This is a genomic window from Arthrobacter sp. SLBN-112 (assembly GCF_030944625.1).
Classification (GTDB): domain Bacteria; phylum Actinomycetota; class Actinomycetes; order Actinomycetales; family Micrococcaceae; genus Arthrobacter.
Window position 1 is genome coordinate 775479 of the sequence record NZ_JAUSXY010000001.1, and the last position, 20591, is coordinate 796069.

General features: G+C 64.8%; 18 protein-coding genes, 2 tRNA genes and 1 pseudogene. 9 read left to right on the plus strand and 12 right to left on the minus strand.

Features of this window, described 5'->3' with window-relative positions; translation table 11 throughout:
* Nucleotides 1-2: 2 nt before the first annotated feature.
* From QF050_RS03685 to pknB, 5 genes are read left to right on the plus strand one after another with little or no spacing between them, the layout of a single operon-like run.
* Nucleotides 3-1715: a PP2C family serine/threonine-protein phosphatase gene (locus QF050_RS03685; protein ID WP_374121497.1), complete on the plus strand. Its 1713-nt coding sequence runs from the start codon at nucleotides 3-5 to the stop codon at nucleotides 1713-1715.
* On the plus strand, nucleotides 1712-3109 hold the full coding sequence (locus QF050_RS03690; protein WP_308929211.1) for an FtsW/RodA/SpoVE family cell cycle protein: 1398 nt from the start codon (nucleotides 1712-1714) through the stop codon (nucleotides 3107-3109). The genes QF050_RS03685 and QF050_RS03690 overlap by 4 nt, the downstream gene beginning before the upstream one ends.
* Nucleotides 3106-4566 carry a penicillin-binding protein 2 gene (locus QF050_RS03695; RefSeq protein WP_308929212.1) on the plus strand — a complete coding sequence of 487 codons (1461 nt, stop codon included), beginning with the start codon at nucleotides 3106-3108 and terminating at the stop codon, nucleotides 4564-4566. The genes QF050_RS03690 and QF050_RS03695 overlap by 4 nt, the downstream gene beginning before the upstream one ends.
* Nucleotides 4563-6245, plus strand: coding sequence for a protein kinase (locus tag QF050_RS03700; protein WP_308929213.1), 1683 nt, complete (start codon nucleotides 4563-4565; stop codon nucleotides 6243-6245). The genes QF050_RS03695 and QF050_RS03700 overlap by 4 nt, the downstream gene beginning before the upstream one ends.
* A gap of 15 nt (nucleotides 6246-6260) precedes the next feature.
* On the plus strand, nucleotides 6261-8204 hold the full coding sequence (gene pknB, locus QF050_RS03705; RefSeq protein WP_308929214.1) for a Stk1 family PASTA domain-containing Ser/Thr kinase: 1944 nt from the start codon (nucleotides 6261-6263) through the stop codon (nucleotides 8202-8204).
* A gap of 18 nt (nucleotides 8205-8222) precedes the next feature.
* Here the strand turns inward: pknB and QF050_RS03710 are convergent, their stop codons facing one another.
* The 3 genes from QF050_RS03710 to QF050_RS03720 are packed head-to-tail and all read right to left on the minus strand — an operon-like array spanning nucleotide 8223 to nucleotide 9828.
* Nucleotides 8223-8864: an aminodeoxychorismate/anthranilate synthase component II gene (locus QF050_RS03710; RefSeq protein ID WP_308929215.1), complete on the minus strand. Its 642-nt coding sequence runs from the start codon at nucleotides 8862-8864 to the stop codon at nucleotides 8223-8225.
* Complete coding sequence (locus QF050_RS03715) at nucleotides 8861-9031, minus strand: hypothetical protein (RefSeq protein ID WP_308929216.1); 171 nt, start codon at nucleotides 9029-9031, stop codon at nucleotides 8861-8863. The genes QF050_RS03710 and QF050_RS03715 overlap by 4 nt, the downstream gene beginning before the upstream one ends.
* Nucleotides 9032-9033: 2 nt before the next feature.
* Nucleotides 9034-9828: a class E sortase gene (locus QF050_RS03720; RefSeq protein WP_308929217.1), complete on the minus strand. Its 795-nt coding sequence runs from the start codon at nucleotides 9826-9828 to the stop codon at nucleotides 9034-9036.
* A gap of 173 nt (nucleotides 9829-10001) precedes the next feature.
* Between QF050_RS03720 and QF050_RS03725 the strand changes: the two genes are divergently transcribed.
* Nucleotides 10002-10253: a cell division protein CrgA gene (locus QF050_RS03725; protein WP_308929218.1), complete on the plus strand. Its 252-nt coding sequence runs from the start codon at nucleotides 10002-10004 to the stop codon at nucleotides 10251-10253.
* 34 nt (nucleotides 10254-10287) lie between these two features.
* A complete protein-coding gene (locus tag QF050_RS03730) occupies nucleotides 10288-10893 on the plus strand; it encodes a DNA-3-methyladenine glycosylase I (protein WP_308932094.1) in 606 nt (201 codons plus the stop codon).
* Nucleotides 10894-11089: 196 nt separating this feature from the next.
* On the opposite strand, the gene QF050_RS03735 is transcribed toward QF050_RS03730, so the two are convergent.
* The 3 genes from QF050_RS03735 to QF050_RS03745 form a co-directional block, all read right to left on the minus strand.
* Nucleotides 11090-11557: a carboxymuconolactone decarboxylase family protein gene (locus QF050_RS03735; RefSeq protein ID WP_308929219.1), complete on the minus strand. Its 468-nt coding sequence runs from the start codon at nucleotides 11555-11557 to the stop codon at nucleotides 11090-11092.
* Between the two features lie 540 nt (nucleotides 11558-12097).
* Nucleotides 12098-12976, minus strand: a complete 879-nt coding sequence (locus QF050_RS03740) for a rhomboid family intramembrane serine protease (protein WP_308929220.1) — start codon at nucleotides 12974-12976, stop codon at nucleotides 12098-12100.
* Nucleotides 12977-12985: 9 nt separating this feature from the next.
* A complete protein-coding gene (locus QF050_RS03745; RefSeq protein WP_308929221.1) occupies nucleotides 12986-13531 on the minus strand; it encodes a peptidylprolyl isomerase in 546 nt (181 codons plus the stop codon).
* A 155-nt stretch (nucleotides 13532-13686) separates the two neighbouring features.
* On the opposite strand from QF050_RS03745, the gene QF050_RS03750 reads away from it, so the two are divergent.
* Both QF050_RS03750 and QF050_RS03755 read left to right on the plus strand, forming a co-directional pair.
* Nucleotides 13687-14673, plus strand: coding sequence for a hypothetical protein (locus tag QF050_RS03750; protein WP_308929222.1), 987 nt, complete (start codon nucleotides 13687-13689; stop codon nucleotides 14671-14673).
* A gap of 112 nt (nucleotides 14674-14785) precedes the next feature.
* Nucleotides 14786-15661 carry a glycosyltransferase family 2 protein gene (locus QF050_RS03755; protein WP_308929223.1) on the plus strand — a complete coding sequence of 292 codons (876 nt, stop codon included), beginning with the start codon at nucleotides 14786-14788 and terminating at the stop codon, nucleotides 15659-15661.
* 31 nt (nucleotides 15662-15692) lie between these two features.
* On the opposite strand, the gene QF050_RS03760 is transcribed toward QF050_RS03755, so the two are convergent.
* From QF050_RS03760 to gyrA, 6 genes and pseudogenes are all read right to left on the minus strand, one after another.
* Nucleotides 15693-16634 (minus strand): DMT family transporter, encoded by a 942-nt coding sequence (locus tag QF050_RS03760; protein WP_308929224.1) that lies wholly within the window; start codon nucleotides 16632-16634, stop codon nucleotides 15693-15695.
* An 82-nt stretch (nucleotides 16635-16716) separates the two neighbouring features.
* Nucleotides 16717-16792: transfer RNA gene (locus tag QF050_RS03765), tRNA-Ala, on the minus strand.
* Nucleotides 16793-16864: 72 nt separating this feature from the next.
* On the minus strand, nucleotides 16865-16981 hold the full coding sequence (locus QF050_RS03770) for a DLW-39 family protein (RefSeq protein ID WP_240617712.1): 117 nt from the start codon (nucleotides 16979-16981) through the stop codon (nucleotides 16865-16867).
* A 70-nt stretch (nucleotides 16982-17051) separates the two neighbouring features.
* Nucleotides 17052-17125 (minus strand) — tRNA-Ile (locus QF050_RS03775).
* Nucleotides 17126-17222: 97 nt separating this feature from the next.
* Complete coding sequence (locus QF050_RS03780; RefSeq protein WP_308929225.1) at nucleotides 17223-17873, minus strand: DUF3566 domain-containing protein; 651 nt, start codon at nucleotides 17871-17873, stop codon at nucleotides 17223-17225.
* A pseudogene (gene gyrA / locus QF050_RS03785) lies at nucleotides 17866-20545 on the minus strand (DNA gyrase subunit A). Before gyrA ends, QF050_RS03780 begins: the two are co-directional and overlap by 8 nt.
* Nucleotides 20546-20591 lie beyond the last annotated feature (46 nt).

A 20591-nucleotide genomic window follows, 5' to 3' on the forward strand; every position in this document is an offset into this window, starting at 1 on the left:
CCGTGGCCGTCACTGAAAAGCCCGCACCCGGATCCGAACCGGCGGAGCGGCCCCTCATCATGCGCTATGCAGCGCGTTCCGACGTGGGCCGGATCCGCTCCAAGAACGACGATTCCGCCTATGTGGGCCGCCACCTGGCAGTGGTCGCCGATGGCATGGGCGGGCATGCGGGAGGTGACGTTGCCTCCGCCGCCACCGTCCTGGACATGATCCACCTGGACCGGCCGGACCACGGGGACGATGCCGGCACCATCCTCGCCGACGAAATCCAGACCGCAAACTCCCTGCTCTCCGAACTGGTGCACATCAACCCCAAACTGGCGGGGATGGGCACCACCGTCACAGCCCTTTTGTTGGCGCAGGGGAAACTGCATTTCGCCCACATTGGCGATTCGCGCGCCTACCGGCTCCGCGACGGCGAATTCAAACAGATCAGCGTGGACCACACCTTTGTCCAGAGGCTGATCGACGAGGGCCGCCTCCGGCCTGAAGAAGCAGAAACCCACCCGCACAAAAACGTCCTGATGCGCGTCCTGGGTGATGTTGACGCCAGCCCCGAGCTTGACCTGGACACCCTGGAAGCACGCCAGGGCGACCGCTGGCTGCTGTGCTCGGACGGGCTCAACTACGTTGCAGGGCATGCCGTGGAACGGACAGTCCGGGAAACCAAGGACCTGCGCGAGTGCGCCGAAACCCTTGTTGACCTGACCCTTGAGGCCGGTTCCCCGGACAACGTCACCGTGGTGGTCCTGGACATCGTTCCGGAAACGCCCGACGACGTCAGCACGGCCGCCGTCGACATCATCATGCCGCCGGGCAGCAAGCCCGCTGCCACGGCAAGTGCCGGTACCGCCGCCAATCCGGCAACTCCCGCTTCGGACAATATCAAGCAGGCTTCCGCTCCAACGGATGCCGGTGCCGGCGACGCCGGGACGGCCCCCACGTCCCCGCGATCCGGAGACGGCGACGGCGACGGCGACGGCGACGGCGACGCCAAGGACGCGGACTCAAGCTCCACTGAACCTGGCGGCACAGACCCGCACCTGGGCGAACACCTGTCCGCCGAGGTCCTCCGCGAAGAACTCGCCTCCCGCCCGCATGAATTGGTGGGCGCGGCCGCTTCCGCCGCAGAATCCGGGTCCATCCCCACGGTTGCCGGACGCACCGTGGCAAGACGTGCAGCAACGCTGCTCACCCACAAAGCCGAACCCGCAAGCGACACAGCGGACACCCTTGTCCCCCTTCGGCCCCGCCGCTGGGTGGCGTGGTCCGTTGCGGCCGCCGTGGTGGTCGTGGTGGGGGTTGGCCTCTGGCTGGGTTACGCCTGGACGCAAACCCGTTATTACGTGGGCGAGTTCGACTCCCGGGTGGCCATCTACAACGGGGTTTCCCAGCGGTTGGGCCCCATCCAGCTGTCCTCCCTTGAAGCCGTGACGGATATCCGGATGGATTCCCTGCCGCCCTTCTCGCAGCAGCGCGTACGCCAGACGGTTCCGGCCAACGACCTCTACGACGCACAGCGGATCGTCAAGAACCTCGAGTTGACGGGCAGCACCTCACCGGAAGAGGAATGCCCCAAGCCGTCTGCGTCCGCCACGCCGCCCGCACCAACCGACAGTGCGGCTCCCCCGCCGGCATCAGGCGCCCCCGCTCCCGCACCGACGGCACCGTCACCTTCACCCACACCCACCATCACCTGCCAGGGGGCCAAATGAGCCAGGTAAGCAGCGCCCCCAAGCCCCGTCGCAATGTTGAACTCCTGCTCCTGGTGCTGGCCCTGGCGGTCGGCGTTGGCGCCAACATGCTGGTGGGGGTGGACCAGCAGAAGGCCTTCGACTCCGATTTCTGGTTCCAGTCAAGCCTCCTGGCCGCAGCATCCCTGGCCTTTCACGGCGTCCTGCGATTCCGGGCTAAATATGCCGATCCGGTAATACTTCCACTTGTGGTCGCCCTTAACGGCCTCGGCCTGGCCATGATCCACCGCCTGGACCCTCCCGGCGGCGATACCGGGAACAACCAGCTCCGCTGGACGTTGATCGCCATGGCTGTGGCCATCGCCGTTATCTGGTTCCTGAAGGACCACCGGGTGTTGCGCCGGTTCACTTTCATTTCCCTGGCGGCCAGCGCCGTCCTGCTGGTGCTGCCCCTGATTCCGGGCATCAGCGCAGGTGAGATCCTCGGTGCCCGCGTATGGATCCGGATTGGTCCCATGACCTTCCAGCCCGGTGAGATCGCAAAGATCACCCTCGCCATCTTCTTTGCCGGGTATCTTTCCTCCAACCGGGACCTGATCCTGCTGGCAGGACGCAAGGTGGGGCCGCTGCAGTTCCCGCGGTTCAAGGACCTCGGTCCCATGGTCGCTGCCTGGCTGGTGAGCATCGGCGTGCTGGTTTTCCAGAGCGACCTCGGTTCCTCGGTCCTGTTCTTCGGCCTGTTCATCGTCATGATCTACGTGGCCACCAGCCGCATCAGCTGGGTGGTCATCGGCATGGCCCTGCTCCTGGGCGGCGGCCTCATCGCCTCACAGGTGTTCTCGCACGTGGGCCTGCGAATCGACGGCTGGCTCAATGCCTTCACCGACCAGGTTTACGGGCGCCAGTACGGCGGCAGCTTCCAGATCGTGGAGGGCCTCTTCGGCATGGCCAACGGCGGCCTGGTGGGTACCGGCCTGGGGCAGGGCCGCCCCGACCTGGTTCCGTTCGCCAACAGCGACATGATCATTGCTTCGCTGGGCGAGGAGCTGGGCCTGATCGGGCTCTTCGCGGTGGTCCTGATGTACCTGCTGCTGTTCACCCGCGGGTTCCGAGCCGCCCTGGGCACCCGGGACGCCTTTGGAAAGCTGCTGGCCTGTGGACTGTCCTTCGCGGTGGCACTTCAGTGCTTCGTGGTGATCGGCGGCGTCACGCGGCTCATCCCGCTGACCGGACTCACCACGCCGTTCCTGGCGGCCGGTGGCTCGTCGCTGCTGGCCAACTGGATAATCGTCGGGCTGCTCCTGATGATCTCGCATACGGCCCGGGGCCCGGTGGACACCACTCCGCTTTCACCGTCGGCCGGGTCGGAATCCACAGGCATTGATACTCCAACCGAGGCGGTGAAGCACGCGTGAACCAGGCAATACGGCACTCATGGGTCGCCGCCATCGCAATGTTCGCCCTGATCTTCGGGGCTATCAGCTACGTACAGGTGGTGGGCGCCGACGAGCTCAAGGACAACCCCTGGAACAAGCGCGCCATCCTCCAGACCTACTGCAATGACCGGGGTTCGATCATTGTGGGCGGGACTCCGGTAGCGGAGTCGGTGGAGAGCAACTCGGAAACCTGCAAATTCCAGAGGACTTATACCCAGCCTGAGCTATACGCGGGGCTGACCGGGTACTTCTCACAGAATTACGGCGCCACCGGGCTGGAGCAGTCCATGGGCGCTGAACTGGCCGGGAACTCCGACCAGCTCTTCCTGGACCGTGTGGGCCAGCTCTTCCTGGGAAACCAGCCCAAGGGCGCTTCGGTGGAACTGACCATAGATCCGCAGCTCCAGCAGCTGGCCTACGGCCTCATCCCGGACGGCCAGCGCGGCTCGATCGTGGTCACCAACCCCAAGACCGGAGCCATCCTTGCCATGGTCTCCAAACCCTCGTACAACCCGAACCTCGTGGCCACGCAGGATCCAACCGCGGAAAGCACCAATATCAACGAACTGGTCAAGGTGCCGGGCATCAACCTGAACCAGAACGTCAGCGGCCCCACCGGCGCGCTGCTCGCCCCGGGATCGGTCTTCAAACTCGTGGACACGGCGGCGGCGCTTGCCTCGGGGAAGTACAACAAGGACAGCGTGCTGCCCAACCCCGCTGAAATGCCGTTTGACGGCATCCAGTACAAGCTGCCCAACTACGCCGGCGGCAACTGCTACACCAGGGACACGGCCACCTTCGCGTTCGCGCTGCAGCAGTCCTGCAACACGCCGTTCGCAAGCATTGCGTTGGACCTTGGCCGCAACGCCATCGCCGACCAGGCAAAGAAGTTCGGGCTTGGCGAGGACGTCGGGGACCAGCTGAAGCTGGGCCATGCCCAGGGCAACGTGTTCCCGGACAACCTGGATGCACCTGGCCTGGCCCAGTCGGCGATCGGCCAGAAGGATGTCCGTGCCACGCCCCTGCAGATCAACATGCTGACAAACGCCATCGCCAACGGCGGCGTCCAGATGGCACCCAGCCTCGTCAAGACCCTGCGTTCCCCTGACCTGCGCGTCATCGACGAACCACAGCCGCAGCAGCTGCGCACTTCCACCACCCCGGAGATCGCGAAGCAGATCACCGATTGGATGACCAGCGTAGTTACTGACGGTATCGCCAAGACGGCCGCCGTCCCGGGCGTCCAGGTCGCGGGTAAGACCGGCACTGCCGAACTCGGAAACGGAACCAACAACTCGTGGTTCACGGGGTTCGCCCCTGCTGACAACCCGAAGGTCAGCGTCACGATCGTCATGGAAGGCGTAGACATCTACGCGGGAGCAAAGCTGACCAGTCCCAACGCGAAGAAGATTTTTGAGGCGGTGTTGAATAAGTGAGGCCTACAACCGGAATCACCCTCGGCGGCAGATTCCAGCTGACCACGCGGATCGCGATAGGCGGCATGGGGGAAGTCTGGAAAGCCAAAGACCTCGTCCTGGGACGCATCGTCGCGATCAAGGTGCTGAAGGAGGAATATACCGGTGACCCGGGCTTCCTGCAGCGTTTCCGCGCCGAGGCCCGGCACACGGCCCTGCTGAACCACGTGGGCATCGCCAACGTCTTCGACTACGGCGAGGAGGAAGGCTCCGCCTACCTGGTCATGGAATTGGTCCCGGGGCAGCCGCTGAGCAGCATTATCGAACACGAACAGGTGCTCTCACCGGACCGTACGCTCTCGATGATCGCCCAGACCGCCCGGGCGTTGGCCGTCGCCCACGCCCAGGGACTTGTCCACCGCGACATCAAGCCCGGAAACCTGCTGATCACCCCCGACGGCCGGGTGAAGGTCACCGATTTCGGCATCGCCCGCCTCGCCGACCAGGTCCCCCTCACCCAGACGGGCCAGGTCATGGGGACAGCGCAGTACCTGGCGCCGGAGCAAGCCACGGGACAGACCGCCACCGGCTCGTCCGACATCTATTCGCTGGGCGTCATCGGTTACGAGTGCCTCACCGGCCACCGGCCCTTCTCCGGTGAATCGCAGATCGCCATCGCCCTGGCGCAGGTGAACGACGCACCGCCGCCGCTCCCGGAGTCCCTGCCCACCCCGGTCCGTGCACTCCTGATGTCCATGCTGGCCAAGGATCCCAAGAACCGCCCGGCCAACGCCATCAAGCTGGCCGAAGCCGCGGAGGCAATCCGGAACGGCGACATCAACGCAGCACGCGCCGCCGTCCCGGGCATGCTGCTGTTCGATGCCGAAACCGGACCCATCACGGCCCCGGTGGACACCGCTACGGCTCCCACCGGCGTGATCGGTGCGCAGGATTCCGCTCCTACCGCAACCTCGGCGTTGCCGGTCCTGGGTGCCGGCGCCGCCGGTGCCGCGGCAGGGATGGCAGCAGGCGGGCACGGCCCGCAGGGGCCGCTCGCCCGTGCCAACGCCTTGGCGGCAGAGCGGAACTGGGACCGGGAGGAGGAGACGTACGACGACGGCCCCGCCGATGAACCCCGGCGCAAGGGCCGCAGCCCCTGGACCTGGCCTTTGGTCGCCTTGATCCTGCTGCTCCTGTTCGCCCTGGTGGGCTTCCTGCTGAACCAGGTGGGTCTCTTCTCCCCGGCCGGCAACCCGACGTCCGGCGCCAGCACCAGCAGCAGTCCGTCCGCATCGGCCACCCCCACCCGCACCACCCCGTCGGCCACGCCTACGCAGACCCGCAGCACACCGACCCCCACACCGACGCCGACCCAGGACACTGTCAACGTGATCCCCGCGGCCTACCTGGGCAAGGATTACCGGCAGGTACAGGCTTCCCTCGCAGGATTGGGCCTCCAAGTGACGGTCCTGCCGCAGGAGAGCACCGCAACCCCGGGCACTGTCCTGGAGCTGAACCCCACCGGGACAGTGCCCAAGGGTTCGCTCATTACCGTGATCTACGCGGCAGCACCGAAACCGGCCCCCACCACGGCGGCACCAACGCCTGCGCCAACCACCTCGCCCGTGGCTGGGCCGACGCCCATCTCACCGCTTCCAACCTGCGCGGCCGGCCAAACGCCCCCAACCTGCGTTCCCTGACCGCCGGGACCACCAGTGAATGAGTCATCACGCACACCGTTGCACCGGGAGGACAACCTGCCGGTGGATAACCGGCGTGTCCTGAGCGGCCGCTACGAACTCGGCGGCCTTATTGGCCGCGGCGGCATGGCTGATGTCTACCGGGGAACCGATACCCGCCTCGGCAGGACGGTGGCCATCAAGCTGCTCCGCCCCGACATGGCCAGGGACCCCCAGTTCCAGGCACGGTTCAAGCGCGAGGCCCAGGCGGTGGCTGCCCTGAACCACCCGGCCATCGTTGCCATCTTCGATACCGGTGAACACCTGGTCCACGACGGCTCCGCCGAGGACGTGCGGATGCCCTACATCGTGATGGAATTCGTTGAGGGCAAGACCCTGCGCGATATGATCCGCGCCAAGGAAGTGACCATCGATCACGCCATCGATTACTGCCTGGGTGTCCTCGGGGCCCTGGAATACAGCCATAAGGCCGGGATCGTGCACCGGGACATCAAACCGGCCAACGTGATGTACTGCCCGGGTACCAATTCGGTGAAGGTGATGGACTTCGGCATCGCCCGGGCCATCGCTGACTCCTCCGCCACCATGACCCAGACCCAGGCGGTGGTCGGCACCGCGCAATACCTCTCTCCGGAGCAGGCCAGGGGCGAAACCGTCGACGCCCGCAGCGACCTCTACTCCGCCGCGTGCCTGCTCTATGAAATGCTGACATCCCGGCCGCCGTTCGTCGGGGACAGCCCGGTATCCGTGGCCTACCAGCATGTTCGGGAGATTGCCGAGCCACCCAGCAGCCTGAACCCCGACGTTTCTCCGGCACTGGACACGGTCATCGCCAAGGCCCTGCAGAAGAACCGCGATGACAGGTTCCAGGATGCCGCAGCCTTCCGGCGTGCCCTGCGGGCCGCGAAGGCCGGCGTAGCCGTGCCGGCCGTGGCGGCTTCGGAGGCGCCCACCGATCCCAACGATCACGTTCCGGACTCGCAGCCGCGCACCGAGGCTTTCGCTGCATCCGGCACAAGCTTCCTGGATGATGCTCCCACCGGACGGCTGGCTGCGGCCGGCATGTACGACGACGCCAGCGCCGGTCCGCTGGAACTGGCGGACGCGCACACAGCGGCTGAGCCCCTTCCGCTTGGCCTCCCTCCGGAACGCGAGCCAAGCCGGCGGCAGAAGTCACGTCGTCGTGCGTGGATTGCCACTCTGGTGATCTTCACCCTGCTTGTCCTGGCGGGAGCCGGCCTCTGGCTTTACGAAACGGTCAACCGGCCCGCACCCGTGGCCAAGGTGCAGATTCCCTCGGTGGCGGCCATGACGGAAAGTGCCGCGCTGCAGACGCTGTACAACGCGAACCTGCGTCCCAAGATCACGCGGTCGCAGAACGATACCGTGGCCAAGGGAACGGCCATCGGCACCGATCCTTCGGCAGGGGCGTCCCTGGATCCGGGTGCCGAGGTGGTCCTCAATGTTTCCGATGGGCCGAGCTCGGTGAAGATTCCGGACAGCCTGCCGGGCAAGACCGAGGCTGCCGCACGGGACATCCTTCGCCAGGTGGGCCTGGTGGGTGCACCGTCAACCACCACGGCCAACAGCGCCACGGTGCCCGCCGGGATTGTCATTACGTCGAACCCGGCCCCCGGGCAGAGCGTCGGGGTGGGCACCAGCGTCGAGCTGGTGGTCTCCACAGGCAAGGTAGTGGTTCCGGAACTGCGGGGCCTTTCACGCGAAGAGGCCGAGGCCGCGCTGAAGGGGATCGGCTTGGTCCCCTTGGTGGTGGAGGTGGAGAACTCCCAGGTGGAGCCGGGCAAGGTGACGGATCAAAGCGACCCCGTCAACGCCGCCGTCGAGCAGGGAAAGACCATCACGGTGGTGGTTGCGAAGGCTCCTGCCCCGGCGCCATCGCCGTCTCCGACGCCGGGCCCCACCGACACGCCCACGCCGAAGCCCACCAAGAAAGGCTGAGCCCGCCTGGCGTGCCCGTTAGTGCTGGATGAGCGGGCTGAGCTTCGCCGCACGCGCGGCGGCGCCCTTCATGCCCAGGGACTCCAGCCAGTTGCCGAGCATCTGGTACCCGCCCTCGGTGAGGACCGATTCGGGATGGAACTGGACGCCGCAGAGCGGTGCGGTCTTGTGCTGCAGTCCCATGACCACGCCGGAAGCGGTTTGTGCCGTAACCTCCAGGACATCGGGGATGGATTCCCGGACCGCTGCCAGCGAGTGGTAGCGGGTGGCCGTAATGGGGGAGGGGAGGCCGGCGAACACGCTGGTGCCGATGTGCTCCACCTGGGAGGTCTTGCCGTGCATCAGCTCCGGGGCGTGGGTCACGGTGCCGCCGAACGCTTCCGCCAGTGCCTGGTGGCCCAGGCACACTCCGAACATCGGAACACTGTGTTCACCGCACCACTTGATCAGCTCGATGCAGACGCCTGCCTCGGCGGGGTTGCCGGGTCCGGGTGAGATCAGGACGCCGTCCCTGGCGCCGGCGAGTTCGATCGCCTCTGCAAGGGTGACGTCGTCGTTCCGCACCACCGTGGTCTCGGCGCCGAGCTCCTGGAGGTAGCCCACCAGGGTGTAGACGAAGCTGTCATAGTTATCCACTACGAGGATCTTGGTTGTGGTCATGGCTGGTCTGCGGAACCAATCGTCGAGTCGGTGAATTGGGTGAAGTGGGACATCCAGGGGAAAAGGAACTGGACCAGCAATACCAGGGCAATTGCGATCAGTACCAACGAGAAGACAATCCTCAGCCAGAGCGGGCCGGGGAGGTGGCGGAAGATCCAGGCGTACACGGTCAGCCCTTTCCAGTGGCGGCTGCAACCTGTGCCGCGATCTCACTGGGCGGGCCTGCGGACGCCGGACGCCAACTCTCCAGCAGGGCGTAGGCGATGATGCGTTCTTCGGCGCCGAAACGGGGGTTGCAGCTGGTCATGGTCAGGTAACTTTCGGTCGGTGCCACGCCCGGCTGGGTGGGCACCGGTTCCAGGACGTCGGTGCGGGAGGGCAGGACTATCTGGTTGTTCCGGAAAACGTAGACATAGAAACCGTCCCTGGTCTGGACGTAGATCTTGTCGCCGGGCACCAGCGTGTGGATGTTGTCCAACACCGCGCCGTGCGTCTGGCGGTGGCCTGCCACGGCAAAATTGCCCACGGCCCCGGGCATGGCCGTGTTGCTGTAGTGGCCAAGCCCCAAGGTGTCCAGCACATCCTGGCTGGTCCCCTGCACGATCGGACGGGTGTAGGTGGCGCCGAACCGGGGGATGTACATGATGCCGATCGTGCCGGCATGGCCGGGGGCCGTTCCCACCACCGGCTTTCCGAAGTCTTCACCGGCGGCTGGCGGCACGGCTGGTGCCGTGGCTGCCGGGGACGGTGCGGCGGTGCTGAGGTCCTGGGCGAATTCCTTGATGACCTGGCTCTGCTTGGCGTCAGATTCAACATTGGTCCACCACAGTTGCCATGCCACAAAGAGCAGGAGGATGACGCCGGCGGTGATCAGCAGTTCGCCGATGACCTGGATGGTTCCGCGCAGCAGGGAGCCACGGGGTGCGGTCGGGGCCACAGGCCCGGCCTTCTCCTGCAATACCACGCGTTCTCCTCCGGGCGTCCACCCCGGGCACCGGGTGCCCATCAACTGCGGCTAGAATTGGCTGCTAGTAAGAATCCAGATTTGACCAAGATCGCGCAGACCGCTGGCAATTTCCTTCTTGCAGGATATCAAGCCCGGACCGCCGAGCTTGCCCAGCCCGCCAAGGAGAGCCCGTGCCCGAGTCGAAACCTCGCAAGAAGACCGCCAGCGCCGCCCGGCCGGCTTCCACTGAGGCCTACAAGCCCAACCCCGTGTGGTTTAAACCGGTGATGTTCGGCCTGATGATCATTGGCCTCTTTTGGATCATTACGTTCTATATCAGTGAGGGACGCTTCCCGGTCCAGGCGTGGCAGTCATGGAACATCGTGGCGGGCTTCGGCATTGCCATCGTGGGATTCCTGATGACCACCCGCTGGCGTTCCTGACGCGTTCGCAAAGCTTCTTCCGAGGAGGATCCAGCTGTCTCCCGATTCGGCCGGCGTGATCATTGGCGACGACGGCCTGGCACGGCCCGCGTGGGCCTCCACCGACCCGTTGATGCGTAACTACTACGACCAGGAGTGGGGGCTGCCCGTCACGGACGAGCAAGGCCTCTACGAACGTATCTGCCTGGAAGGATTCCAGGCAGGACTCTCCTGGGCCACCATCCTGCGCAAGCGTCCCGCTTTCCGTGCCGCCTTTGCCGGCTTCGATCCCGACGCCGTGGCCTTATTCGGCGCCGCGGACGTGGAACGGCTTCTGCAGGACCCGGGCATCATCAGGAACCGGTTGAAGATCCATGCCGCCGTCAAGAACGCCCGGGCCACCCTGGAGCTTCGGAACGACGGCGGGCTGGTGGACTTTGTGTGGAGTTTCCGCCCGGTGAGTACTCCCCGCCCCCGCGTGGCGGCGGACATCCCTACCCAGTCAGCGGAGTCGGTTGCGTTGTCCAAGGCGCTGCGGAAGCGGGGTTTCTCGTTCGTTGGCCCCACCACCATGTTCGCCTTGATGGAAGCCGTGGGAATAGTGGATACGCACCTCCTGGCGAGCCACCGGCGGGGTTCCTCCGGAATCTGGACCGACTAGCGCGGCGCAGGCCGCTCCGGGCCTGTCCCCAACTGTTGGGAAGGTTATCAACAGTGTGGATAACCGGGCCAGTTCCTTTCCCCCGTGGCCGCCTGTGCCGCCCCGACGCCCAATATCGCGGAAATTTGCCCGGCAGATGTGGTTATTAACAGTGTGGAATACCTGTGGATAACTACCGTGCCGGACGTATCCGGTGCTAGGGACGGCTGCGCCGGACAGGGTGGTGGCTGGTGATGGACACCCTGTTGAAGGCATTCATGGTCACCGCCACCCAACTCACCGCGGAAAATTCGTCTGGAGTAAGGCATTGCCGCGCAAATGCCTCTTCCCTTTCCCGTGACCCCGGGTCGGGGAGTTCGGTAATGCTTTCCACCAATGCCAGCGCGGCCCGTTCCTTGTCCGTGAACAGGGCAGTGTCGCGCCATGCCGGCAGCACAGCGAGCCGCTGTGGACTTTCCCCGGCCTCAGTGGCCTTCCGTACGTGCAGGTCCAGGCAGTAGGCACAGCCGTTGATCTGGGAGATCCGCACATTGAGGAGCTCCAGCAGGCCTGTCCCCAATCCCGCGGCTTCCGCTGCTTCCTGCACCTTCAGTCCGAGGCCGCTGATCGCCCTCCACAGGGCAGGGTGCTGCTTGTCCAGGTACAGGTGCTCGGTGACGCTCACGGGAGTCCTTCTCGATAGAACGGCTGGGCAGGGAACCATCATAGACAGAGGCATCGGAGGCACCGGCAGGGCCCTTTATGCACTTAACAACATCCGGATACCCACAAGTTATCCACAACTGTGGGTAACGGCGTGGAAATCGGGCCGCGACGGGCCGTTTGGCCTACTCTCAGCGCAGATTCCGGGTAGGAAACTACAGTGCTGTTACTTATTAACAGTGTGCATAAGGCTGTCAATAAGTACTGGAAAAGCACCAAATACGGGCTCTCCGGGCCCCATTCCGGGGTAAATATCCACAGAGGGGGCCAGAATCGTCCGCTTATCCACTTACACACACCCGTATCCCCACAGGTTATCCACAGGTGTGGAGAAATCGGGGGTATCCGGCCCGGTTGGGGAAATCGAAGGCCAAGGGACGGGAAACAGCATCTGAACTACACGTATGTAAGTTACCAACACTGTGGATAAGACCTGTGGAAAACAAAAAATGCCCGGCACCAAAGGTGCCGGGCATTTAGGCTGCTGGTGTATCTAGCGGAGCTACAGGGTGACCCGCACCCACGCCAGGGCAACAATCAGGACCACGACGGCGGCGAGCCCTGCGGCCTGGATGAGGCCCTGTCGGGGTCCCCGTGGGGTGTAGGCCAGGACGGCTGCACAGAGGCCGCCGGTTATCAGTCCGCCCAGGTGGGCCTGCCAGGCGATCTGGGGGACCAGGAAGCCGATGACTCCATTGATGGCTATCAGCACCCAGAGCTGGCGGGTATCGCCTCCGCGCTGGCGTTGGACCAGGAGCATGGCGCCGAAGAGGCCGAAGATCGCTCCGGACGCGCCCACCACCCCAAAGAGTTGCTGGCCGGGAACGTAGAGCGGTGTCAGCAGCAGGTATCCCACAGAACCGCCCAGGGCGGAGACAATGAACAGTGCAAGGAACCGCAGCCGGCCCAGCATTGGTTCCAGGGCCTGGCCGAAGATCCACAGCGTGTACATGTTGAGCAGGATGTGGAGGAGGTTGTCCGGTGAGTGCAGGAATGCGGAGGTGAGCATCCGCCATGGCTCGAACTCGCCGTACTTCGGTTCCGCGTAGATATTGGCAAAGGCCAGGGCCTGGTAGACACCCTGGTTGGGGATGAGGAACTGCAGGAGCTGAAGGACCGCGCAGACCGCAATGATGGCGAACGTCACCATCGGCCTGCCGGTGGCGACGGCTCCCCCGTAGACCGTCCGTACTTCCGGCGTCGTGCGTCGTGTTTCGTTGACACAGTCAACGCATTGGAATCCGACGGCGGCCGCCCGCTGGCAGTCCGGGCATGCCGGGCGGCCGCAGCGCTGGCAGCGCACGTAGGAGGGCCGGTCCGGGTGCCGGGGGCAGACCGGAACCTGCGCGGACGGCTCAGCCGACGGAATTCCGTAACTCATGCTGTGGCGTTACAGCTTTTCGATGTCGATGCTGTTGATGGTGACATCCTCCACGGGGCGGTCACCCATGCCGGTGCGGACGCCTTCGATAGCGTCGACGACCTTCTTGGATTCCTCGTCCGCCACCTCACCGAAGATGGTGTGCTTGCCCTGCAGCCAGTCGGTGGGAATGGTGGTGATGAAGAACTGTGAACCGTTGGTGCCCTTGCCCATCTGGATGCCGGCATTGGCCATGGCGAGCTTGTAGGGCTGGTTGAAGTTCAGTTCCGGGTGGATTTCGTCATCAAAGCGGTAGCCGGGGCCTCCGGTTCCGCGGCCCAGCGGGTCGCCGGCCTGGACCATGAAGTCCTTGATGATGCGGTGGAAGATGGTTCCGTTGTACAGCGGAGTGCCGGTCTTGTCCTCGCCGGATTCCGGGTGGGTCCAGGCCTGCTCGCCGGTGGCAAGGCCAACGAAGTTCTTGACCGTCTTGGGCGCGTGGTTGCCGAAGAGGTTAACTACGATGTCGCCGAGGCTGGTGTGGATGGTTGCTTTTGCAGTTGCGATGGCAGTCATAAGCCTCATTCTTCCATGTCCCCTATGGGCGGCAACGGCTGCGGCGGCAGTTCCGCGCTGGGTGAAATCGACCTAAAATCCGCAGAGTGAATAGCCCGGGCTGGTCCGGGCACGTAGGCTAGCGACAGAACCGTCACATTAATCGGGAGGTAGTTGTGAAGAAATCGGATCGTATTGCCCGTGACCTTGAGCAGTCGGTCACCAGTGCGGTGGAAAATGCCAAGGACTGGGCGGCCCCCCGGGTGGAAGCAGCGGTGGACTGGGCTGTTCCCCGGCTCCAGCACAGCCTGGATACCGCATCTCCCAAAATCCAGGAAGGCCTGAAGACAGCAGCGCACAACCTGGCCGACGGTGTTGCCACCGTGACCCCCCGGATCCAGGACGGGCTGGCCCAGCTGGCCCCCAAGATCAACGACGTCGTGGAAAACGCGTCGCCCAAGCTGCATAACGCCCTGGACAAGGCCACTCCGGTGGTCCTGAACGCCCGCGACCGGGTGGTGGTGGACTACCTGCCCAAGCTCTCTGACCAGATTGGCGTGGCGTCGGAGGCCGTGCACCGCACCCTTGAGGGCGCACCCGCCCGCGTCGATGCCGTCGCCCAGAAGCTCGGCGACGCGGGAATCGTGCACGCCATCCAGGAGCAGGCACAGGCTACCGGCACGCAGCTGAAGGCGGCCGCAACCGAGGCCGGCCGCACCGTCGGCATCCAGCTGTCGCAGCCCGAGCCCAAGAAGAAGCGCGGCTGGCTGGTCTTTGGTGTGATTGCCGCTGCAGTGGCCGCGGGCGTGGCCGCGTGGAAGGCTTCCAAGCCCGTGGAGGACCCTTGGAAGACTCCGTCGCCGGTCACCCCAACTCCTGCTCCGGTCCCGGCCACCACCGTCGGCGAGGTCAAGGAACACACGGCAGACGCCGCTGACAAGGCTGCAGACGCCGCAGGTTCAGCCGCGGCCGCCGTCGCGGACAAGGCAGCGGATGCCGCCGAAGCGGCCAAGGACAACGCTGCTGACGCCGCTGACAAGGCCAAGCACGTGGCCGACGACGCCGCGGAAGACGCATCCACCGCGGCAACCGACGCCAAGACGGCCACCAAGAACATTGCGTCGAACATCGGCAACGACGCCAAGGGCAACACCCAGGCCTAGTCCGTCACCACACCCAAGGGGCTCCGTTTTCGAACGGGGCCCTTTGTGTGTGCCCGCGCAGGTCCTCTGTCGGGCCGCGGCAGGACACTGCATGGATGCTAGATTTGAACTGATGTCAGCCGATCGATCCTCTGGGGATGCCTTGAACGACGCAGCCGAACAGCTCCGCGTGTCCATCGTTATCCCGGCGTACAACGAGGAAAGCGTCATCAGGCAGTGCCTCATAGCTGCCATCTACCAGTCGGTCCCGGCCCACGAGATCATCGTGGTGGACAACCTCTCGAGCGACCGCACGGCCGCGATCGTCAGCCAGATGCAGCTTGAATACCCGGAGAGCCCCATCATCCTGCTCAGCCAGGACCGGGAACAGGGCCTGATCCCCACCAGGAACTTCGGTCTCGATCACGCCACGGGAGATGTCCTTGGGCGGATTGACGCGGATTCCGTCGTCGAACCCGACTGGGTGGAGCAGGTGCAAAGGGCATTTGCGGACCCCGTCGTCCAGGCCGCCACCGGGCCGGTGGTGTATTACGACATGCCAATGCGCCGTTTCGGGCTCAAGGCGGACGACAAGATGCGCCAGCTCATGCTGAAGCTGGCCAAACACCAGTACCACTTCCTTTTCGGCTCCAACATGGCCCTGCGCGCCAGTGCCTGGGAAACCATCCGGGCCGAGACCTGCCGGGACGAAAAAGACGAGATGCACGAGGACATCGACTTGTCCCTGCACCTTGCCGACCATGAGCTGCCGGTCCGCTACTGGCCGCAGATGGTGTCCGGCATGTCCGCCCGCCGGCTTGAGGACTCTCCGCGGGACTACCGCTACTACGTCACCCGCTTCGACCGGACCTACAAAGCCCACAATGTGCGGAAGATGGCGTTGAAGGCCCCCATGGTGGTCTTCTTTTCGGTGTACTTCCCGGCCAAGCTCCTGCGGGCCATCCACACGGTCAACACGGCCCAGCCCGCCCGTCGCGGCGGACAATAGGCCTTGCCGGCCGCAAGCCGGTGCCTTCCCGTCAGTCCGTCCCCAGTTCGGCCAGCGGACGGCCCTGCGGCGGTTCCTCCCCGGGCGGCAGCGGCCGCTTCCCGGCCCTCCCGGACCGTTGTCCCAGGACGACGACGGCGAGTCCCGCCAGGATGAGGCCCAGCCCGGCATAGGTGCCCGCCGGAAGGGTCTCATGCAGGAAGACGGCGGCCAGCAACGCGGCTCCCGGGATCTCCAGCAGGATGATCATCGAGACGATGAGCGGACTCATGGTGGCCAGCAGGTGGTTGAACGCCGTATGGCCCACTAATTGGGCGCAGACGGTGATGGCCGCGATGCCCAGCCATCCTGCCGGCTCAAACCCGCCCAGCGGCTGGCCGGCTGCCAGTGCCAGTACCGCCACGAGGACCGCGCACATGCCGTAACAGAGCGTGGTGTACGTCCCCGTAGTCATGCTCTGCCGCGCCTTGCCCCCTGCCAGTGTGTAGAGCCCCGCCAGGGCGCCTCCGGCCATAGCCAGGACGTCTCCGGTGAGTGCCTGGGGTGAGGTTCCCATGTCAAAGCCGGTAATTGCCACAACGCCGCCAAAGGCAATTCCCAGGCCGGCCAGCACCTGCCAGCGGTGCCGGGTTCCCCGGATGAGCTGGAAGATGGCAATCCAGCCGGACTGCAGGCACACCAGGGCAGTGGCGGCGGCAACAGAGGTCAGCTGCAGCGAGGTAATGAAGCAGGCGAAGTGCAGTGCCAGGGCGACGGCGGCCAGCAGGGACCAACGGAACTCACGGCCGGTTATGCTGCCGAACTGGCGGGGTTCCCGGACCAGCGTTGGCGCGGCCATGACCACGGAACCAATGGCATTGCGCCAAAAAGCGATCGCGAGGGCGCTGACGCTGGTGGCGCCCAAGGTGGCGGCAATGAGGGGACCCGATGAGGCGACTCCGAGGACTCCCAGGGCCGCGAAGAAAAAGTTCATTTGAATACCCCCTGAGGCAATCCCCGCGGGGAAGGAGAACAAAAAGTCCCGGCCGGCGTTTCCGCTGACCGGGACTTTCTTATGGTGGAGGCACGGGGACTCGAACCCCGAACCCCCTGCTTGCAAAGCAGGTGCGCTACCAATTGCGCCATGCCCCCATAAGAAGCAACCCGTCCATCATACCCTAGGAACCGGGGAGGCCTTGACGGCTTCCGGACCTGGTGTCCCAGCTAGTCCACCGTGTCGGTTGACTTGCTCCAGACTGTTTTCCGGGCTTCGGATTCCTGTGCTTTCCGGAAGACCAGGAAGCCTGCGATCGCCGCTGCGAGTACCAGCAACTTCTTCACATGCTCCCCGTTCCGGTCGGGTGCCGGATGAATCCGGACCAACCTCCGTTTGAAACCTGCACAGGTTCCGTGGGCGTACCAGGACTTGAACCTGGGACCTCTTCGTTATCAGCGAAGCGCTCTAACCGCCTGAGCTATACGCCCCGATGCCTCATCGGGCCGAGATATGACTTTACAGCACACCCCGGCCCGATCTCAAATCGGGCATCTTCACCGGATTGCCGCCGGCGAAAACGGGTTCTTAATCGTCCGTCAGGGTGACGCCGATTCCGCCTACCAGGGTGGCGGAGATGTTGTAGAGGACAGCAGAGAGCATGGACAGCGCCGTCAGCAGGACAACGTTGACCACTGCGATGATGGTGGCGAACGAAGCTACCTGCCCGAGCGAAGCCACCTTCTTCAATTCGAAGCCGCCGCTTTCAGAGCCGGCAAGCGTCCCCAGCAGGCTGTCCACCTGGTCGAAGATTCCGGTCAGGTCCAGGACCGTCCACAGGACGATTGCCGCCACCACAGTGACGATGCCCAGTGCCACGGAGAGCAGGAATGCCATCTTCAGCACGGACCAGGGGTCCACCTTGCTGATCAGCAACCGTGCCCGCCGGACCTTGGCCTTCGGTGCAGGCTTGACCAGGCCGGGGTTTCCCTGTCCTTGGGATCCCTGGGCCGGACGCTGGCCGGGCTGTCCCTGGAAGGGCCGCTGGCCGGGCTGCGCAGGGCGGTCGCCCTGCTGGGGCCGCTGGCCCGGGACAGCGGGACGCTGGCCGGGAGCGCCTGCGGCTGCTGCCGGGCGCTGCTGCGGACGGACGGGGGCGTTCACGCGGGGCGCCGCTGAAGGCCGGTTCCCGTCGGGAACAGTGCTGTTCGGCTTGGGAAATGAGTCGGAATTACTCACTCGTTACCTCCGTGTTGTCTTCGTTCGGCTCAGCGTCGCCCGAGGCGTCCTCTGACTCAACGGCCGGTGATTCTTCTGCCATTGCTGGCGCGGCGGAATCCCCAGCGGGCCCGCCATCTTCAGCCAACGTTACGTCATCCTCGCCGGATTCATCGTCCTCGAGGCCCCGTTCGCTGTTACGCGCCACCTCAATGATCCGGTCATTCTTGTCCGGCTTGGCGAAGATGACGCCCATCGTGTCACGGCCCTTCGCCGGAACACCCGCCACGGAGGACCGGACAACCTTGCCACCCTCCATGACCACCAGGACTTCATCCTCTTCCTGGACAATAAGGGCTCCCACGAGGTGGCCGCGTTCTTCCTGGTACTTACCTACTTTGATACCGAGTCCGCCGCGGCCCTGGAGGCGGTATTCCTCCACCTCGGTGCGCTTGGCGTAGCCGCCCTCGGTCACGATGAAGACGAACGATCCGTCGGTGACGACATCGGCGGCCAGCAGTTCATCGTCCTCACGGAACTTCATCCCGGTAACGCCGGATGTTGCCCGTCCCATGGGGCGCAGGGCGTCGTCCGTTGCGGTGAAGCGGATGGACTGGCCCTTGCGGGACACCAGGAACAGGTCGTCGGTTTCCGAGACGAGCTGCGCCGAAACCAGTTCGTCGCCGTCGCGGAGGTTGATGGCAATGACGCCTGCGGACCGGTTGGTGTCGTAGTCCTCGAGCCTGGTTTTCTTCACCAGGCCCCGCTTCGTGGCGAGTACCAGGTACGGCGCCTGCTGGTAGTCCTTCAGGTCCAGCACCTGAGCAATGTGTTCGTCGGGCTGGAACGCGAGCAGGTTGGCCACGTGCTGGCCCTTGGCGTCGCGGCCCGCTTCCATCAGCTCGTACGCTTTGGCACGGTATACGCGGCCGAGGTTGGTGAAGAACAGCAGCCAGTGGTGGGTAGTGGTGACGAAGAAGTGTTCCACGACGTCGTCACCGCGAAGCTGGGCACCCTTGATGCCCTTGCCGCCGCGCTGTTGTGAGCGGTAGTTGTCGCTGCGCGTGCGCTTGACGTAGCCGCCGCGGGTGATGGTGACCACCATTTCCTCTTCGGGAATCAGGTCTTCCATGGACATGTCGCCATCGAAGCCCATGAGGATCCTGGTGCGGCGGTCGTCGCCGTGCTTGTCCACGATTTCGGCCAACTCGACGCTGATGATCTCGCGCTGGCGCTGCTCGGAAGCGAGGATCGCGTTGTATTCGGCGATCAGGGCCTCGAGTTCGGTGTGCCGGTCCTGGATCTTCTGGCGTTCCAGGGCGGCCAGCCGGCGCAGCTGCATGTCCAGGATGGCCCGGGCCTGCAGCTCGTCGATATCGAGCAGTTCCATCAACCCGTCGCGTGCGGCTTCGGTGGTGTTGGAGGCGCGAATCAGGGCGATGACCTCGTCGAGCATATCCAGTGCCTTCAAGAGGGCGCGGAGGATATGGGCTTCTTCTTCGGCCTTGCGGAGGCGGTACCGGGTTCGGCGCGCAATGACATCCATCTGGTGGGTCACCCAGTGCCGGATGAACGCATCCAGGCTGAGCGTCCGGGGCACGCCGTCAACGATGGCCAGCATGTTGGCGGAGAAGTTGCTCTGCAGCTCAGTGTGCTTGTATAGGTTGTTCAGCACCACCTTGGGTACAGCGTCCCGCTTCAGGACGATTACCAGGCGCTGGCCCGTACGTCCGGAGGTTTCGTCGCGGAGGTCCGCGATGCCGGAGATCTTGCCGTCCTTGACCAACTCGGCGATCTTGATGGCCAGGTTGTCCGGGTTGGCCTGGTACGGCAGTTCCGTGACCACCAGGCAGGTGCGGCCCTGCAGTTCCTCCACGGCTACCACGGCACGCATGGTGACGGAACCGCGCCCGGTCCGGTAGGCGTCTTCGATGCCCTTGTGGCCCAGGATGGTGGCGCCCGTGGGGAAGTCCGGACCCTTGACCCGCAGCAGCAGTTCTTCGAGGAGTTCCTCGCGGCTGGCGCCGGGGTTGGCCAGGTACCACTGGACGCCGTCCGCCACTTCACGGAGGTTGTGCGGGGGGATGTTGGTGGCCATGCCGACGGCGATGCCGGAGGAACCGTTGACCAGCAGGTTGGGGAACCTGGCCGGCAGGATGGTGGGTTCCTGGTTCTTGCCGTCGTAGTTGTCCTGGAAGTCGACGGTTTCCTCGTCGATGTCGCGGACCATTTCCATGGCCAGCGGCGCCATCTTGGTTTCGGTGTACCGGGGTGCGGCGGCACCGTCATTGCCCGGTGAACCGAAGTTGCCCTGTCCGAGTGCCAGCGGGTAGCGCATGGTCCAGTCCTGGATGAGGCGGACCAAAGCGTCGTAGATGGCGGTGTCGCCGTGCGGGTGGTACTGGCCCATGACCTCACCCACCACGCGGGCGCACTTGTTGAAGGAACGGTCGGGGCGGTATCCACCGTCGAACATCGCGTAGAGCACGCGGCGGTGCACGGGCTTGAGGCCGTCGCGGACGTCCGGGAGGGCACGTCCAACGATGACGGCCATGGCGTAGTCGAGGTAGGAACGCTGCATTTCCGTCTGCAGGTCCACCTGCTCCACACGGTCGATCAGCACGTCGCCTTCAAGAACGGTGTCCGGTTCTCCGGCCTCGGGGGCGGGGAATCTCGGGGGTTTCGTCGCTCATTCTTTATTTTCCGTTTCAGGTATATGTCTGGTTCCGAATACTTTGG